The organism is Flavobacterium faecale (assembly GCF_003076455.1).
GTDB lineage: Bacteria > Bacteroidota > Bacteroidia > Flavobacteriales > Flavobacteriaceae > Flavobacterium > Flavobacterium faecale.
Map to the genome: position 1 here is coordinate 4,229,645 of NZ_CP020918.1, position 19,018 is coordinate 4,248,662.

General features: G+C 34.6%; 9 protein-coding genes. All 9 read right to left on the bottom strand.

Features of this window, described 5'->3' with window-relative positions:
- Positions 1-587: 587 nt before the first annotated feature.
- Positions 588-3,863 (bottom strand): VCBS repeat-containing protein, encoded by a 3,276-nt coding sequence (locus tag FFWV33_RS17765; RefSeq protein WP_108742137.1) that lies wholly within the window; start codon positions 3,861-3,863, stop codon positions 588-590.
- Between the two features lie 20 nt (positions 3,864-3,883).
- Positions 3,884-5,353 (bottom strand): vanadium-dependent haloperoxidase, encoded by a 1,470-nt coding sequence (locus FFWV33_RS17770; protein ID WP_108742138.1) that lies wholly within the window; start codon positions 5,351-5,353, stop codon positions 3,884-3,886.
- A gap of 263 nt (positions 5,354-5,616) precedes the next feature.
- On the bottom strand, positions 5,617-6,156 hold the full coding sequence (locus FFWV33_RS17775) for a hypothetical protein (RefSeq protein WP_108742139.1): 540 nt from the start codon (positions 6,154-6,156) through the stop codon (positions 5,617-5,619).
- Positions 6,157-6,266: 110 nt separating this feature from the next.
- Positions 6,267-7,748: a RagB/SusD family nutrient uptake outer membrane protein gene (locus tag FFWV33_RS17780; RefSeq protein WP_108742140.1), complete on the bottom strand. Its 1,482-nt coding sequence runs from the start codon at positions 7,746-7,748 to the stop codon at positions 6,267-6,269.
- Positions 7,749-7,766: 18 nt separating this feature from the next.
- Positions 7,767-10,784, bottom strand: a complete 3,018-nt coding sequence (locus FFWV33_RS17785; RefSeq protein ID WP_245891572.1) for a SusC/RagA family TonB-linked outer membrane protein — start codon at positions 10,782-10,784, stop codon at positions 7,767-7,769.
- Positions 10,785-11,417: 633 nt separating this feature from the next.
- Positions 11,418-15,575, bottom strand: coding sequence for a two-component regulator propeller domain-containing protein (locus FFWV33_RS17790; protein ID WP_245891573.1), 4,158 nt, complete (start codon positions 15,573-15,575; stop codon positions 11,418-11,420).
- Between the two features lie 362 nt (positions 15,576-15,937).
- Positions 15,938-16,921 (bottom strand): Gfo/Idh/MocA family protein, encoded by a 984-nt coding sequence (locus tag FFWV33_RS17795; RefSeq protein WP_108742606.1) that lies wholly within the window; start codon positions 16,919-16,921, stop codon positions 15,938-15,940.
- Between the two features lie 159 nt (positions 16,922-17,080).
- Positions 17,081-18,052: a transketolase family protein gene (locus tag FFWV33_RS17800; RefSeq protein ID WP_108742143.1), complete on the bottom strand. Its 972-nt coding sequence runs from the start codon at positions 18,050-18,052 to the stop codon at positions 17,081-17,083.
- Positions 18,053-18,173: 121 nt separating this feature from the next.
- Complete coding sequence (locus FFWV33_RS17805) at positions 18,174-19,016, bottom strand: transketolase (RefSeq protein WP_108742144.1); 843 nt, start codon at positions 19,014-19,016, stop codon at positions 18,174-18,176.
- Between the last annotated feature and the right edge of the window lie 2 nt (positions 19,017-19,018).

Below are 19,018 nucleotides of genomic sequence, written 5' to 3' on the forward strand. Positions count from 1 at the left end.
TTTTTCATTTGTACAATTTTTAAAAAATAATTTTATTTAATCTGCTATGTCTGCCGAAGATTCTCGTACCAGATAGCCTATTTAAAAACTATATTTTTAGAAAGGTAAAATTTGATTTTTTCCGCATGGTTTGTTTTTTTGGTTTAATTAAAAATGGTTTGTTACATGTAGTTTATTAAGCCAAAATTAGGTTAAGAGAGAAGCTATCTAGTAGTAATAATGATGCAACAAATGGTTCATTTGATGCATCAACCACTTTTAAACCCACTGATTGCGGGACTTGAAGAAAAATCTTAAAAAAAAGTTTTATTAAACTATTAACAATCATTTACGATTTAATTATAGTAAGTAAAAAAAAATCTACTATTTATTATGTAGTATGTAATTATAAAAACTGTAGTATTACAATTTTTTTACCTTTTTTTGCTAGCAATTTTTCGCTCTAAAAACTGCAAATCAAAGGGGAAATTCATGAGTACCCTGCTTTAATTTTAATCGAAAGTAAGATTGCAAATAGGTCTAAAATAATAAAGCCAGGAAGAATAGTTCTTCCTGGCTTCTAATTGTCTTAGTAAAAATAATGCCCTTTAATTGATTTTAATGGACTGTAAAAATGAATTATTTTTGGTAATCAAAAAGTAGTTTTTACCCTTTACTTTTATTTTCTCCATATTCTTGACATCACCTGGCGTAAAAAATCCACTTTGCGTGGGCGGAATTGCTTTAAATTTCCCTTTTCCATTCCCTTTTAAGAATAAGCCGTGTCCTGCATCATTGCGCGGTGTTTCTACCTCAGAATTATACATGTTTCCGGCAATCAACACATCCAGATGTCCATCTTTGTCATAATCTTCTACCATGATCTCATTAATACAGGAAAGCTGGGCCTCAATAGGTAATTCGTGGACGATGAATTTGCCATTTTTATTTTCTAAATAAATACTTGCAAACGATTTCACCTCGTAATGCAGGGCTTCTTTCAGTGACTTTTTGGTATAAACATCTTCAAGGGTGGCTTCTGAGAAGCTTTCATAGTTTTTAAACTTCTTTTTTATCCCTGGAATTTGCTGCGATGAGCAACCTCTACCACGCACCGGATATTGTTTACCATCATTGTAATAACTCAGTACAATATCGTTGTGCTTATCATTGTCAAAATCTTTCACATAAATGTCAAAAGTCTCATCTGGAGTTGCTTTGTATTTATAATTCAAACCATTATTCCCTACAATATAATCCATATCACCATCGTGGTCAAAATCCCCTTGTTTTATACTCCACCACCAACCAACAGTATCATTCGTCAAACCTAAAGCATTCGAAACTTCCTTAAATCCTGTTTTTTTATTTTCAAATACCCGAATTGGCATCCACTCACCTACTACAATGATATCCTCTAAACCATCATTATTGTAATCAGAAATTACGGCACTAGTTGCCATTCCTAACTCTTTGAATTCAGGAGGTGCTTTTTTCGAAATTTCAAATTTTGCATTAGCGGCCGTACTTACATTGTGCAATAAGTAGGTTGTTGCAGGAGAAGGATATTGCCCTGGAATTTGTCGACCTAGCACTAAAAGATCTTTTTTTCCGTCTTTATCATAATCGAATGCATACACTCTTGATCCACTTGTTAACATAATGGGCAAAGAAGTTGTTGCAGCTTTGGTAAAATTACCTTTACCATCATTGAGGTACAATCGATTTTGTAATTTTGGATCGTTTACTAAAAATTCATAGCCACCACTCACTACATATAAATCATTGTCACCATCATTATCAGCATCAAAAATGATAGCACCTGTATCTTCGCTTGCTTGATCATCATTTAATGCAGTAATTGTTTGAGCAACAAAACCGGTTTTTGTTTGGGTGAAAACTTGTCCTGCAAAGCCAGCCGATCCACCTATGAAATAATCATCCAATCCATCATTATTCAAATCTCCTACGGCCAAAGTTGGTCCAAATGATGACATTTTGTGAGGTAATAATACTTGATCTTTGAAATCATCGTATTTATTTTCCTGATGTTTATAGGCTGGAAAAATCGATGTTTCATTCGAAAACAAGGAAGTTTTAACTCCAACCTTCTCACTATTTACAACAGCATCTTTCTCATTTAAAACAAGTTGCTGATTGACTTTTACATTTTTCAAAGTTTGGATTTTTCCAGAAGACCATACCACTTTCAACTCGTCAATCATTTTTATTTTATTCAAACCAAAATGCAGCTCAGGAGCAACAGCCGACTGAAAACCACGAGTTAATGTAAGTTCTTGCATTTGGGTATTCGCGCCAGTTTTTACGTAAACACGGTTTCCTACACCTTTAGTGTTTTTAGCGCTTCCATTAAACCTAACAGTCAGATAGTTATTTGTTTTGGAGCTAGTATTCTCAAAAATAGTGGCATAATCATCAATATTATTTGTGATGATTTCTAAGTCACCATCATTATCCAAATCGGCGTATGCTACCCCATTCGAAAAACCTTCGTACTCAATTCCCCATTGTTTATTGTATTGCTCAAATTTAAGACCACCCAAGTTCCTGTACATAAAATTATCAATCTTCTCAGATGGAATTGTATTTACCTTTTTCAGTAAATCGGTAGTTTCTAATTTTCCGTTTTCTAAACTATGAAAATAATCGTTATTGTTTATTTCGCGTCTAGTTCCATTTGTAATATATAAATCCTTATACCCATCATTATCAAAATCTGCAAACAAAGGTCCCCAACTCCAATCGGTTGATGAAGTACCTGTTAATCGAGAGATGTTTTCAAATTGCGGAATCCCATTTTCGACCATGCCCGTGTTCAACTGCATGCAATTGTGCATGTATTGCACTTGAAAACCGGCATCTATTACGTCATAAAACAACTGCGGATTCATGCTTGACATATTGGCTTTTTTTCGACGATTATCTTTTGCATCCATATCTACTTGAAAAAAATCAAGATTTCCGTCGTTGTTAAAATCAGCAATGTCCACACCCATTCCGTAAAACGAAGTATGTCCCGTTGCCTCTTTTACTGCCTCTCTAAATGTTCCATCTTGATTGTTGATGTACATAAAATCAGGAGAATTAAAATCATTCGAAACATAAATATCTGGCCATCCATCATTATTTATATCACCAACAGTCGCACTTAAGGAAAGACCATAATTTTTGACGCCAGCGGCTGCAGTCACATCTGTAAAGGTGGCGCCATCATTGCGGTATAAATGCCCTGATTCATTATCCTTTACATTATTCATCATTTGTACATACACAAAAGTCATAGAGTTAAACTTTGTAGACGGATAGTTAGCAACAAATAAATCTAAATCACCATCTCTATCATAATCAAAAAAAGTACCTTGAACACTACTACCTATGTCGTCAATTCCATATTCTTTGGCTTTTTCTGTAAAGGTACCATCGCCATTATTCATATACAATTCATTGTTTTTTGGTCCAAATTTACCTGATACGCTACAGTAAATATCCAAAAAGCCATCACCATTAACATCGGCCATAGTTACTCCTGTGTACCAACGCGAATCTCCACCCACGCCTGCTTTCTCGGTTATATCTTCAAATTTTAAATTTCCTTTGTTCAAGTACAATTTATTGGATACTTGGTTGCCTGTAAAAAAGACATCTATCAGTCCATCATTGTTTATATCACCGGTCGCAACACCACCACCCATATATATATAGGAATAGGTGAAATAATTTAGAGAATCATTTTCTGTGAGATTATTGCTAAAATCGATTCCTGAATCGCTGTGTTCGACAACCTTAAAAATCTTTTGGTCCTCATTAGTGGAACAATTCCAAAGGGAAATTGATCCAATGATTAATATTATAATCTTTCTCATTTTATGTATTTTAGAATGAACTACTTAACCGCTCCTATATGTTTGTTGTAAAATTGCCATGCCTCGTGTGCAACATTTCGACCTAATTTCAGCCCTTCAATATTATCACTTTGAATGTGATACCCACCCATTACTCTAGAAATACCTGCCATATTAGCTGTTTCTGTGAAGGTAGGAAACAGCAAAGTGACTTTGTTACCCAAATTATCTGGCTCTGTCATTGCACCTGGAACAACCTCCACTGAACTTCCAAATACATCGCTTCCAGTAAACAATCGTAAAGCTTCGGCGCAGCCGCCACTTATTGTACTGTGTCCTGAAACATAACCTGGAAAAGACGGACATAAAAAAGTATCTGGACTATATGGTCTCCAATTTTCTCCTTTCATGGTAACGATTCCTTTTCCTGGACCACCCCAAGCTTCAATATCTGTGTCTTTGTAATAATGATGTACTAAGGCATAAGGTCGCGCATAGTCATAAAAAAGTTTGGAATCCCAACACGCAATAAAACAATCCATTGCTGTAATTTCGCAAAGAAAATACATCTTTACATCTTGGTCCAAGGTATGTGCATCTCTAACTGAAACTTCCTGAGCTAATGTTAACCAATGTCCAGATTGTTGTACTGATTTTGGTCCGTCTCTCATAAACTCGATCAGTCCCTTTTGTTCACTGGTCAAATCTTCTTGCATTTTCACCACTTCTGCCACTTCTTTTTTTAATTGTTCAGACCCAACTAAGGGTGGAGGAACAGGGCGAAATTGATCAGCAGATTTTAAAGTAATTGGTTTTAATTTGCCCCAAAAAGGAGTCAAGCACGAAGGCGCAAATTTGCCACCTTTCCCATCAGAAAAATATTTAGGTTGCCAGTGATTTATATCAACGTTTGCATCAGGTGTATTGATAGGTGTGTACTTCATATAATTGAAATAAGCCACCCCATTGGATCCAACCGCTTCCCCTTCTTGATTTGAACCGTCATTTAACCTAGACTTTATTACGGCTAATGCAGCAAGATTACCAATTCCTTCTGGAGTATTTGGATCTACAGACTTGTTTTCTGGATCCAATCCTAACTCAATCATGTAGTTAGAAAAAAGCTTTGTATCCGAATAATAATATTTGCACAAAGCACCATAAGCCGCATAGCTTATTGCAATTTCTTTATTCTTTAATGTTGCGTTTTTTTGAGACTGTCGTCCAACCGAATTCAAGTAAACAGGAACTGCTTTGGCATCATATCGTGACCATGCGTCAAAAATAGCAATGAAAGTTAGCCCTAGATAGCGAGAAGTTATTGTTGGTCTTGGTTCAAAACGTTCAGTATCATTTGCCGTAGCTAATAATGCCATTTGACCCCATTTGTATGCTATATTTTCTTTACCAAGTGGCTCTTTTTCAACTGCTTTTTTGAGTGTTTGTGCATTTAAATTCGAAAACAAAAAGAGTACTGCCGCTAGTAAATAAAGGATTTTATATTTTTTCATTTTATTAATTTTTAATTGGTTAGAATAATAGATTCTATTACTTAATTCTGAAAAATAAGCAACAAAATATAGTATCAACAGTCCATATGAAGACTATTGTACGCTTTTTTTGGAAGGATCCAAAAGTTAAAAATTTGATTAATCTAAAGCATGATAAGGAAGTTTATTTTGCAAAATACTGGATGCAAAAAAGATGTACTTTTAAAAGAAAGTAACCTGTAATTAAACCTAATTAAGTAGACACTTTTAGACTAAAGTAAAAATTATATAAAATTGGGAGGAGGATGGTTTACTGTATAGTACCCTGAAAGTAAAATTGATTTTGGTAAAATAGCGTGACTCGCAACTAGCGCTTTCTGGCTATAATTCAATTGATAACAAAGCGTGTCGTTTTGAAGATAATCTTTAATAAAAGATTTTAATATTTTTTTTATTGGACTGTCATTATTTGATGAATGTCCAAAAAGTTGATGATCTACCCAACTCTGTATTTTTGCGCTAATTCCATTTTGCTGTACCTTTTTTAGACAGTACAGTTCTAAAACATTGTTTTGTATTCTATTTTTAAAGACATGAAACGTAGTATTCTTAACCACTACATCTTCATTTACATATTCAAATCCTGAATCTACTATATAGGCGTAGGGATTGATTTTTACTTTAAAAATTTTGAAATCTGAATTTTGAGTATTTTCCATAGCTGCCACCCATGTTTGCTCCTTTTGGTCTGCAAACATCATATAAAAACCAAATACATTATAAAATAATGTAAAGGTTAAAAATAGTGAAGCTAATTTTTTCATTTATTATTTTAATCTAACTTACAACTTGTTTTAATAGTAAAAAACAGCGTAATTTCTTACGCTGTTTAACCACAAAACTAACTAACCTAACCAACTACAGTTTAGGATTTTTAATATTTAGGATTTTGAACTCCTATAATTGGATTCGTTGCATATACTTTATCAGGTATTGGCCATAATTCATGTTTACCTTTGATAAAATTAGTTCCGGCTAAATATTTATCTGATAGGCCCCAACGAATGATATCATCAAAACGAACTTGCTCTCCAGCCAATTCTACTTTACGTTCATGTACAATTGTATTAAAAACAGCTGCTTTGTCCGTTGTGTAAGGCTTTTTTACTGAGAAACCAGCTCTCGCTCTTACTAGGTTCACATAATCAACAGCTTGGTCACGAGAACCAACCTCATTTTCACATTCTGCTTTCATCAACAACACATCTGCCCATCTAATAATTTTTACGTTAATTCCTGACTCTTGTGCTTCATCTGTTTTCTTGTAATAATTTTGATATTTTTTCCAAGCGGCTCTTCTAGTAGCTCCTCCTGCAAGGAAGTTAGCAGCAGTCATAGTACTGTTTCCATTGTTGTATTTGTCTCCTACAACATAAAAACTATCTGCAAATCTTTTATCACCTGCTTCAAATTCATTCAATAAATCGTCTGAAGGATACACATTGAACCAGTTTAAATTACCGTAATCTTGACCTCTAAATGTTGCCTCGTTTAAACCTTGTCCTGTCGTAGCCGAATCCCATTTATTTCCAGTTCCTAGTTTCACTTCATACTCAACTTCATAGATAGATTCTACTCCATGCTCTGTTTCTTCTTTGAAGTTATCATAATAGTTTGGCTCCAATGAATAACCTGAAATTTTATTGAAAGCATCCAAAGCCAGTTTATGTTTATTTTGATACAAATAAGCTTTTCCTAACATTGCTAAGGCAGCACCTTTTGTTGCTCTTCCTTTTTGTTCTACTGACTTGTCCAGTAAATTATCGGCAGCAAATTGAAAATCTTTAATTATCAAATCATAAATCTGCTCTTTTGTAGCTCTTGCTTTGCCAACAGGACCTTCAGGCAACTTTTCCCATAATGGAACACCACCAAAGCGATTTACTAATAGAAAGTAGTAATACCCTCTTAAAAAATGAGCCTCACCAACAAACTTATTTTTTTTAGTTGTCGTAAGTATTGACTCAGGAATAGCATTTATCCTGTCAACATTACTGATCACAAAATTAGCCTTTGTAACTCCTAAAAAACAAGTTGTATAGTAATCCAATATTTGAGCATTACTTGAGTCAAATGAAAATTCACTATAGGTTTTTTTATCTGCTTCAATTTGTGGGTTTACACTATTTTCTTGAGACATATTATCCATCATATAAAATACCATACGACCATATAAACCAAAGGTTTGTAAGTTTGCATAGGCGGCATTTACTGATGATTGCACTTGAGCTTCATTTTGAAAGAAGGTCTCTGGTGCAAGTTCATTTGGATTCGTTTGATCCAAGTCTGACTTACTACACGAATTCATAAGTAAAACTCCGGTTAGCATTAATGCTATATATTTTATTCTTTTCATGTTTTTTTTTATTTTTGATTAAAAGGCTACTTCAAGACCCATTAGAATTGTTTTGGGTTGTGGATATCCTCCTCGGTCTACACCTGCATTAAAATTAGACCCACCAATTTCAGGATCAAGACCAGAATATTTAGTTAAAGTCAATAAATTTTGACCACTAGCATATACTCTTAATTTAGAGAAATACTTACCTAATGCTTTACTTGGCAAAGTGTACCCAATAGTAATATTTCTAAGTCTAGTGTAAGAACCATCTTCTACAAATCGATCATTAACTCCAACATTTTGGATTGCTCCTTGTGCTCTTGGAATAGTAGCTGATGGGTTTGTTACCACATTATTTACAACAATAGCTCTGTCCAAAACGGCTGTACCTGAATTAAACAAACGTGTCATTCCTTCAAGGTCATATAAAGTTGTATTAAAAATTTGATTACCCTCAACACCTGTTATAAAACAATTAAAATCAAAACGTTTGAATGATGCAGAAAGGTTCAAACCATAAGTGAATTTTGGTGATTGATTACCAATTTTTGTTCTATCTGCAGAGGTAATATCTCCATCTCCATTTAAATCCTTGAAACGAATATCTCCAGGTTTAACTACTTGCTGTGTTGGATTTGCTGTAAAAACAGCATTTACTTCAGCTTGATTTTGATAAATTCCATCTGACACCAAACCATACATGTAGAAAGCTGGATCTCCAACAGTAAGTCTTGAAATACTTGCTCCTCCTTGCTTGAAAGCATCTCCTGCAACTACTTGATCAACTCCTGGTGCTAATCGCAATACTTCATTTTTAGTTGTTCCAATGTTAAAATTAGCAGACCAAGTTAAGTCTCCTTTAACGTAATTGTAACCCAAATTCAACTCTGTTCCTTGAGTTTGAACAGAAGCTATATTTCTAACTTGAGTACCTCCAGCAGAACCTAGTGAAGGATCTAATGGTACAGCAAATAGAATGTCTGAACTTATATTGTTGAAATATTCAATGCTACCCGTCAATTTATTGTCCAATACTCCAAAATCCAAACCTAAATTACGTCCCAATTTAGACTCCCACTTTAAACCTGGGTTGGACAAAGATCCTATCGTAGTACCTGCTGCTGCAGCTCCATCAATAGGGTAGATATAATTAGAATTTAAAGTCCCACTGTATTGATAATCACCAATTTTATCATTTCCTGTTGTTCCAACAGAACCTCTTATTTTTAAAACACTTACACCAGAATCTTCCATGAATTTTTCCTTAGCAATGTTCCATCCTAAAGATACTGCGTAAAAATTACCCCATCTAAAATTCGTACCAAAACGAGAAGATCCATCTGTTCTACCAGAAACTTCAAAAATATATTTTTCATCGTAATTGTAGTTTAACCTTGCAACAAATCCTAATTTATTCGTTTTTGAACTACCAGTACCTAAACCTGTAACAGTAGTTGAATTCAATTGATCAATTGCATCTGTAATCAAGTTTCTACTTCCTGCTCCAATATTTTCATATTTAGCCATATTACTTTCAGAAAGTACAAGTGCTTCAATATTATGTTTGTCTGCTATCGTAGTTTTGTAGCTTAAACTGTTGTTGAAAATAATTGTTTGTCCTTGAGCTAAGTTTCGACTTGAGCTAGAGAAAACTTGCCCAAAAGTTGTTACTCCTGGTATATTATCATCTCTAAATGAAGGTATAAAAGACCTGTCATTTGAATTGTAATAATCTAGAGCCACTTGTGACCTGAATTTTAATCCTTTGTACAATTCCAATTCGGCATAAACATTACCAATAATACTTAAAGACTTATTGTATTGGTAACCTAAATTTTGTACACGTACTGGATTTTCAGCATCTTGGCCGTCAACTGAGGTTGTAGGACCTTGGTATCCTCCTAGATTATCTGCATTATATACAGGTAAATAGGGTGCCGATTTAATAGCGTGCTCAATTAGAGTACGACCACCCGATGTACGCTGTTGATCTTGTTTTGAAAAAGAGATTCCGACATTGCTTCCAAGTGTTAGTTTCCCTAATGTTTGACTATTGTTTGCTCTAAAAGAGTAACGCTCAAACCCAGTACCAATAACGGCACCTTCTTGATTAAGATATTCTGCTGAATAACGGCTTGAAGATGTTTCAGTACCGTTAGAAAAATTCAAGCTGTAATCTTTAATAAGACCCGTTTGAAAAATCTCATCTTGCCAATTTGTACTATTATCTAAAAAAGATGCAGGTCTAGTGATTGTAACCCCTAAATCATTAGCAAATTTTAAATATTGTGCAGTATTCAATAAATCATATCTTTTTGTTATTTTTTGAAAACCAGTATAAGTACTGAAATTCATTTGACCAGGACCTCTTTTTCCTTTTTTAGTAGTAACAACAACTACTCCATTAAAACCTTGGGAACCATATAAAGCTGCCGTTGCAGCATCTTTAAGTACCGACATAGACTCAATGTCGTTAGCATTTAAACCAGATAAATTTCCAGTAATAACACCGTCAATAACATACAAAGGTGCACTGTTATTTAATGTTCCCAATCCTCTAATTAATACTGTAGGTGAACTTCCTGGAGAACCGCTACTTACCACAGTAACACCTGGTGCTCTACCTTGCAAAGCCGATTCAGCATTAGTTACTGGGATAGCTGCGATATCCTTACTAGTAACTGTAGCTACAGCTCCTGTTACAGTGGTTCTCTTTTGAGCCCCGTATGCAACCACAACTACTTCACTTAAGGTTTCGCTAGACTCTTGTAATGTTACATTTATAGTAGTTTGACTACCTACCGAAACGGTTTTAGAAACTGTTCCTATAAATGAAAAAACAATCTTGTTGTTTGGTTTTACATTATTCAAACTGTATTTTCCATCTATATCAGTAGAGGCACTATTTTTTGACCCTTCCACGTTTACGCTTGCGCCTGGCAACGGAAACCCCGTTTGATCTTTAACGACACCTTGAATGGTCTTGTTTTGCGATAGCACTGACTGCGTGCAAATCATTGCCAACGCTATTAATGCGAATTTTAACTTCATTATCATATTAATTTGGTTTTTACTAGTTCAATAAATTGTTTGTACTTTTTATCAAAATATTAGTTCTTTAAAATTTTATTGATTCTAAAAACAGTGCTCATGGGCCTCATTTTTCAATACCAATATTGCAATTTTTCTAAGCCGCTATAGACAGCTTTTCTATTGAAATTATAAAATTTTTTTCTCTTTGCATAGTTTGTTTTTTTGTTGGTTTAATTAAAAAAAAGTTTGATTAATACATTAGTTTATTAAACCAAAATTAGAGCAACTGCATCCCTATTTGATAGTAATTTTGATGCAACAAATAGTTCATTTGAAGCATCTACGCCTTTTAAACCCAATGATTTCAGGTCTTTATCCCAATTGGCTCAAAAATAGTATTAATGCGCTATTATCAACCAATGCCGTATCTTTTTTTATTATGCAAAAAAAAGTCCCCAACTAAATGCACTATACGCAATGAGACAGAAAACAAAAACTAGGACGAACAATGATTTGTATCGAAAGATACAACAATGAACAAATAAGTAAAGAGGAATCAATTATCAACGTATTTTTAAGATCAATTCCTAAATAAAAGGCATAAAAAAAGAGCTCCAGTAGCGCTCTTTTTTGTAATAATTAGTTATATTTTTATTCTAAATTAGGTTTATTTTTATCCAGCTGTGTGGGTAGATGTCCGTATTTTGCTTTGTAACATTTTGTGAAATAGGAAGCCGAAGTAAACCCAACCTGATAGCTTATTTCGTTAATACTACTATTTCCCAATTGTATTAATTCTTGCGATTTCTCCAAACGAACATTTCGGATAAATTCATTCACAGTAACTCCCGTTAAACTTTTAATTTTTCGATACAATTGACTACGGCTCAAAAATACATTAGATGCTAAAACCTCAACACTCAAATCGGACTCACTGATATTTTCATGAATGTAACTGAGCGCTTTTTGTATAAATTCATTATCAAGGGTAGTCGTTTTTTCTTTTGCATTTTTACTAATTCCTTTGTAGAATTTGTCAAACATGATTTGTCTACTATTGATCAATTGTCCTAAACTGGATTTTAATATATCCATATCAAAAGGTTTGCTCATGTACATATCTGCACCCGAATCAATTCCTTCTAATTTGTCTTGAACCAAGGCTTTGGCCGAAAGCATCAATAACGGAATATGACTTGTTTTTATATCTGCTTTGACTGCTTTACACAATTCAAGACCATTCATTACGGGCATGATTACATCAGTCAAGATCAAGTCGGGCAATTTTTGTTTGGCCAACTCTACCCCTTTTTGACCATTTTCGGCAACAATTACCTTATAACTTTTCTTTAATTCGTCTTTCAAGTAATTTCGTAATTCAGTATTGTCTTCAACAATTAAAATCGTGTGTGTAATTTCAATTGCAATATCTCCTACGCTACTCTCCTCGTTGTCATCAACCACTCCTTTTTTGATGGATTCCCTCAACACTACTTGATGTTCCTCGTCTAGAATTTCGGCTTCGGTAAAATATTCATTCCCCAACGGAAACACTACTGTAAATGTGGTACCTACTCCTAATGTGCTATCAACTTCAATCTTACCTTTGTGCAATTCGACAAAACCGCGTACCACTTCGAGTCCAATTCCTGTACTACCGTAGTAGGTTTTATTAAGATTGTTGACTTGGTAAAAACGATCAAAAATACGTTTGATTTCTTTCTTGTTCAATCCTGCACCCGTATCTTCTATGGCTATTTCAAATGTCTCAACTTTGCCTAAATTACTTGCCAGCGGTAAAAACATCTTTTTTTGCGAAGCATTAATACTGATCTTTATTTTTCCGTTATCAGCCGTTACTTTGAAGGCATTTGAAATAATATTAAAAATAATTTTTTCGAACATCTTAGGGTCTAACCAGTCCTGCAGCGATTCTACAGTAGATTCAAATTGTAAATCAATAGCGCGACTCGCAGCTTCTTCTTCAAAATAACTCACAATGTTTTTGGTAAAACTCACTACCTCTACTTGCTGTACATGCAAGGCCATTTTATTAAACTGTAGTTTATTAAAATCCATTAACTCATTGATCAATCGAGACAATCGATCTGAACTTTTGTGAATAACAAACAATTTATTCAACACTTCAGCAGGTAAACCAAAGCTTTTATTTTTTAAAATATCTTCTAGCGGATTGATAATTAGAGTCAGTGGTGTTCTAAACTCATGCGAAATATTGGTAAAGAACTGCAATTTCTTTGCATTTAGTTTTTCGATCTGAACGGCCTTATCTCTTTCGAATTGAATAGCTTGTTTTTCCTCAAAACGTCTTTGCAGGTATTTCTTCATGTAAATCGAAACTAAAACAAATGCCAAGATATATAAGAAATAAGCAAAATTTGTGCGCCAGAATGGTGGCAACACTTCAATGTGTAATTGTAAAGGTTTATCACTCCATACTCCGCCTCTTTTGGCTGCTTTTACATTAAAAACATAATCACCTGGAGGTAAGTTAGTATAGGTAGCAGCTCTTTTTCCGCCTACAAAATTCCATTCTTTTTCGAATCCTTCTAAATAATAGGCATATTCGTTTTTACCCGGATGCGAATAATTTAGTCCCACATATTCTAATGTAAAAACAGATTGATCGTGCGTTAAAACTAGGTGATCCGTCTCTGAAATCACTTTTGTAAGTGGCGAATCTGCATCATTGGGACTTACTGACTTATTAAACAGCTTTAAATCACTAAAGTACAATAAGGGTTGCTTGGTACTTTTTAAAATTTGTTTTGGATTGAAATAATTGATTCCTTCATAACTACCAAAATACAAATCACCATTTTGGACTTTTAAAACGGAATTGTTATTAAAATCGTTATCCAACAGGCCGTCGTCTTTGGTGAAATTAACCGCTGATTTTTTCTTCAAATCTACTTTGGTAATTCCCGCTTTACCACTGATCCAAATAGCACCCTCTTGATCTTCAATAATTGCTGCAACTGATTTTTCGACCAAGCCTTCAAAATTATAGTAAAAATCAAACGTATTACCCTTGGGTGTGTAGCTAAAAAGACCTGCTCCATCCGTTCCTATCCAAATTTGTTTGTTTCGAGACTCATACAACGACAAAACCGATTGGTTTTTTTGCATTTTTTTGTCCTTCATCATTTGGTTTTTCAAGGCTACGACCGTAAACTTAAAATTATTGTCATGTGTAACAAGAAATAATCCTAATGTAGACCCCACCCAAATTCTATTATTCGAATCAACCAATACTTTTCTAACATCGCCATTAATCAAACCATTTACCGAAAATGGTTTTGAGTCACAATGGTAGAATTTATTTTCGGACGGAACATAATAGTGAAGTCCCCTCAGATAGGTACCAATCCAGATGATTCCATTCGAATCTTCAGAGAAGCTAAGCATCCTGTTTGACGCGATGCCACTAGTATTGTTTGTATTAAAGTTGACAAAACTAGAAGCGCCTTTTTTTAGAAAATAAATCCCTCCATCCCAGCTTCCTAACCAAACATTTTCTTTGGTATCGACAAAAACAGTTTGAATATCATCACTTTTTAAACCCGATAAAAAGGAAGTGTTTTTACTATTGACATGCTTATTAGCACTCGTAATCGGATCATAATAATCAACGCCACCACCTTCGAGACTAATCCACAATTTACCTGCTTTGTCCTTTGCTATTCCTGTTACAGATTTTGTTTGAAGCGCATTTTCTTTATTATAAAGATTGCTACCTATAGCATTAAACTTACTGTATAATTTATCAAAAACATCAACTCCTTGATTGTAGTAACCCAACCATACTCTATTTTCTTTATCGGCAAATAAAGACCAAACCGAATTTGATTTTAAACTATTATTCTCTGCTTTATTATTGATGTATTTTTTAAGAATTGCGCCTTGCTCATCAACTAGAAACAACCCATCATTTTCTGTTGCGCACAAAATGGAATTGCCTTCTCCTTGCAGTAGCGCCATCACTCTCTTCTTGGTGATTGGAAATGACTTTTGAGAAAAACCTCCTGCATCTTTGCTTACTTTTACCAATCCGTCGTAGAATGTTCCCAACCATATATTTTGCTTTCGATCAAGAACAATTGATTCGATATATTGATTAAAAATAATTTTTCCGGCCTTATCTCGTACTTTTTTTGCAACTGTTGCCCCTGCTTGTAAAGACTTTAAGCCATAACTAGTTCCAATATAAATGGTACCGTCTTTACTCTTGGTCAAACAATTGATTTGATAATTTGTGTAAGTAGCCACTTCCGACTTTAAAAAAGTAACTTTTGCGGTCTTTAAATTGAATTTAAAAATACCTCTCCCGTAGGTACCAATTATCAAATTACCAAAATTATCTTGGATAATACTTTTGACAGCAACATCAACTTTCGCTCCTTTAGAATGAGTTATCTTCAGGTCAAGAGTTTCAAATTTATTAATTTCTCTATTGTAAAAGCAAATTCCTTGGTCTGTACCTATCCATAATTTATTGTTTGCATCGACGTAAGTACAATAGATAATGTTACTTATGATTGAACTTTCTTTTTGCCAGTCATTTTCAAAAACAGTATAACTTATTCCGTCATATTTGTACAAACCAGCACCATAAGTCCCAATCCATATGTAGCCATATTGATCTTGGGTAATGCAAGAAACACCCCTTTTCGATATTCCTTCATTGATATTTATAAATTGATAGCCCTCATACATTTTTTGAGAAAATGCAGCAGTAGAAATTAAACTTATCAGCAGTACTGAAAGCATTAATTTAAAGAAATTCATCGTTTTAATTATTTTCAAGCTAGGTTGTATTTTATTTTATTCGAAAGTGATATTATCCTTTATAATCGACATATTAACTGATGATGAATCAAGTCAAACAGTAACTCACAGCTTCTAATTTACGATAAATATCTCAACAATTTTTAACTAAATTTTAACTTCATAAAAAAAAGCATGTCTAGGCTCCTTATTGAAAGATGAATCCAAAATAAACCTCTCAACTTTAAGCAATAACAAATACTATTTTAAAACATCACCTACTATTTCCTGATTTATTCGAACTCATTTCTTATCTATTCAAATAAAACGAGACCGTTTATCGGATTCTTCCTTTATTTCGAAAAAAAACTTAAATAAAGCGTCTATATATTATCTACCGGATAAATAATTCCCGCCTCTTTGCGCACGTGGTCTGCGATAGTGATTAAGTCCAAACTATTTTGATGTGACCACATTTCGCTTTCAATTTTATTGGCAGCGATACATTTATGACATTCTTCGATTTCATAGGTAAAACCTTTTCCTTTTGTAGGTAAATCAAACTTCGTTTCTACCTCATCTTGAAACAGCGAAAAACTCTGAGCTTCATGCCAAAGAGGATCAATTACAATACGCCCTTTCTCACCGCTTATCGTAGCATGCATGTTGGTTCTAGCTATAAAACTACTATGTAAAACCGCTTGCGCTGTTGGATAATTCAAAAGCATGGTGGTTTGTTTGTCGGCTCCGCCTTCGTAAAAGAGTGAAGATGCCGCAGTGTTTTCGGGTTTTCCCAAAATCATATAGGATAAAAACAAGGGATAAACACCCATGTCTAATAATGATCCACCGCCCAGATTCACATCTTCTAGGCGGTTTTGACCATTGTTCATTATAAAGCCAAAATCAGCATTTATATATTGTATTTTCCCTAATTCACCCGCTCTTATTTTTGATAAAACAGCTGTAAAAGTAGGATTGAATCGGGTCCAGAAGGCCTCCATAAAAAAACGATTGTTTTTTCTAGCAGCTGCAATCATTTCCGAAGCTTGTACAAAGTTGATTGCAATTGGCTTTTCGCAAAGCACATGCTTTTTTGCATTTAGTGCCTGTATGCTCAAACTAGCATGCGAATCATGTGGCGTAGCAATATAAATAATATCAACTTGATCATCGTTAATGAGCGAATCGTAATCTCCGTAGCTTTTTACAGCACTAAATGTAGTACCAAATTCGGTCGCTTTTTCTAGTGATCGAGACGCTACAGCATACAACTGTGCATTTTCAACCAAAGCTAAATCACGCGCAAATTGCTCAGCAATATTCCCCAAACCTATAATTCCCCATTTGATTTTATTTTCGCTCATCTTGACAATTTTTAAAAGTTGAAATGTGTAAGGATTTAGCCAAAGGAACATAAATGTTTTGGCTAAAGCCCTATTGCAATTTAATAAGAACCGTTAACTAAAGTCAACGGCTATTGATGCCAGACTTCACCAGAATCACTGATGATAGTCAACAGCAATTTATTTACGACTCATCACTTTTTGAACGGCTGTTACAATAGCTTCACTATTCAAACCATATTTAGCCATTAATTGTGCTGGAGTTCCGCTTTCACCAAAAGTGTCTTTGGTAGCCACATACTCTTGTGGTGTAGGTGTATTTAAGGATAATAATCCCGCAACACTTTCACCTAAACCACCTAAATAATTGTGCTCTTCACAAGTTACAATACAGCCTGTTTTGGCAACCGATTTTAAAATCGCTTCGTCGTCTAAAGGCTTAATAGTATGAATGTTAATTACTTCGGCACTAATACCCATAGCGTCTAATTGCTCAGATGCTTGTAAAGCTTCCCAAACCAAATGTCCTGTTGCAACAATAGTTACATCTGTACCTTCAGTTAATTGAATAGCTTTTCCAATTACAAATTTATTTTCGTTTGCAACATCGGTATATTTAGGCATAAATATTGGCACCACTGGACGTCCAAAACGTAAGTATACAGGTCCGTGGTGTTCTGCAATTGCAATAGTAGCTGCTTCTGTTTGGTTGTAATCACAGGTATTAATAACAGTCATACCTGGTAACATTTTCATCATTCCGATATCTTCTAATATCTGATGCGTTGCCCCATCTTCACCCAAAGTTAATCCTGCGTGAGAAGCACAAATTTTTACATTTTTATCAGAATACGCAACAGATTGACGAATTTGATCGTACACTCTTCCTGTTGAAAAGTTAGCGAATGTTCCTGTAAACGGAATCTTGCCACCTATAGAAAGTCCTGCTGCAATACAAATCATATTTGCTTCGGCAATACCAATTTGAAAAAAACGTTCTGGGTTTTCTTCAATAAATTTTTCCATTTTAAGCGAACCAATAAGATCCGCACAAAGTGCAACAACATTAGGATTCGTTCTTCCTAATTCGGCAAGACCTGCTCCAAAACCAGAGCGCGTGTCTTTTTGTTCGGTAAATGTATATTTTTTCATTGTTTCCTCCCCCAACCCCTCCGAAGGAGGGGAGTCCCTATTGGGGTAAATAGGGTTTTATATTTTATTTGTTAAATTCTGTAGCTGTCCCTCTTCGCCGCGGCGAAAGTCTAGGTTGGGATTAATAATCCCCCAAAGTTTCTGGGTTTTGTCCTAATGCGTTTGCTAATTGCTCATCACTAGGTGCTTTTCCATGCCATGCGTGTGTATGCATCATAAAATCAACACCATTCCCCATCATTGTATGCAACAAAACACAAACTGGTTTTCCTTTTCCAGTTCTAGATTTGGCTTCTTTCATCCCAGCGATTACCGCTTCGATATTATTACCTTCTTTGATTTCGATCACATCCCAATCAAAAGCAATAAATTTATCTTTCAAACTTCCCATGCACAAAACAGTGTCTGTAGAACCGTCGATTTGTTGCCCGTTAAAGTCGATTGTAGCAATAAGATTATCCACTTTTTTTGCAGAAGCATACATGATAGCTTCCCAGTTTTGGCCTTCTTGCAATTCTCCGTCACCGTGAAGTGTATAGACTAAATTAGTGTCTTTATTTAGTTTTTTTGCTTGTGCTGCACCAATCCCCACAGACAATCCTTGACCCAAAGATCCTGAAGCAATACGTACACCAGGCAAACCATCGTGAGTCGTTGGGTGCCCTTGCAATCTTGAATTTAATAATCTAAAAGTACTTAATTCCGAAACAGGAAAATAACCACGTCGTGCTAGAACACTATAAAAAACTGGTGAGATATGACCATTAGATAGAAAGAATAAGTCTTCATCTTGACCTACCATTTCAAATTCTGGTTTCAATTCCATTAGTTCATTATACAATGCTACTAAAAACTCCGTACAACCCAAAGAAGCCCCAGGATGTCCCGAGTTTACTTTGTGTACCATTCTTAAAATATCTCTTCTGGTTTGAGATACATTATCTTGTAATTGTGAAATTTCCATAA